Origin of the sequence: Prevotella merdae (genome assembly GCF_900290275.1) — a bacterium.
GTDB classification, from domain to species: Bacteria; Bacteroidota; Bacteroidia; order Bacteroidales; family Bacteroidaceae; genus Prevotella; species Prevotella merdae.
The window spans coordinates 1-809 of the sequence record NZ_LT985349.1; the positions used below are offsets into that span (position 1 = coordinate 1).

Sequence of the window (809 nt, forward strand, 5' to 3'; positions counted from 1 at the left end):
ACCTTCTGTGCGTCCTCTGTAGGGTATCAGCAGTGTGCAACTGCAACCGATAATGTCGGTCAATTCTTCGTATTCAAACATAGCTCTATAAAGTTTGTGGGTTCTCCGAATGATAAATCACCTTGCAATCCTCAACCTCGGCAGGTAGTCCAAAGGCAGGATAGTGCGAGAATGATGCGTTTCCATCTTGGCTGAGTGGAGAAACAATCTCCACTTGCCATTTCTGCATGAAGCCATCAACCATCTTGATGTCTTCATCACTCAATCCCGTAGGGTCGCCATTGATGATGTAGCATAATGCCCATGTGGGGATTTTCTCTATCGTCTCAAATCTTTCCATCAGTCAAACGTGAACTTGTTTATATAAAAATAGGTGTCCACGTTCCCATACTCATAGCCGTTGATGAAGTCCACCATTTCATCTTCGGTTCTGTCACCTTGCGAGATACCCATCTTCTCACACCACTTGGCAATAGCATCTTGGCAAGTGTCAAAGATGTCCTCACAAGCATCCTCGAAAGGCTCACCCGAAGAACTCACACAGCATTCCTCTGGGAAGAAGCCTTGCTCGTCATGGACATAGAAAATGTCGCATCCACATTCTATCTCACGATAACTGATGGAAAGTTCTCCACCAAGAACTTTGTTCAGTTCATCAAAGAACTCCTCACAGGCAGACCAAGCACTTTCGGTGTCAAAGGACAACAAGCAGATGTCATCGTCTGCCTCAAACTCTGCCCAATAGACATGTCCTCTTACCGATATGCCCATCTTCTCATAGTCGATGCCATAGTGTTCCGCCAACTTGT

2 protein-coding genes are annotated in these 809 nt (G+C 45.6%); both read right to left on the reverse strand.

Going from position 1 to position 809, the window contains the following annotated elements:
* Positions 1 to 85 precede the first annotated feature (85 nt).
* Positions 86 to 340: a DUF6926 domain-containing protein gene (locus C9991_RS16550; RefSeq protein ID WP_010537207.1), complete on the reverse strand. Its 255-nt coding sequence runs from the start codon at positions 338 to 340 to the stop codon at positions 86 to 88.
* Positions 340 to 809: hypothetical protein (locus C9991_RS16555; RefSeq protein ID WP_106813562.1), on the reverse strand; the 470-nt coding region annotated here is incomplete at its 5' end. The genes C9991_RS16555 and C9991_RS16550, both read right to left, overlap by 1 nt.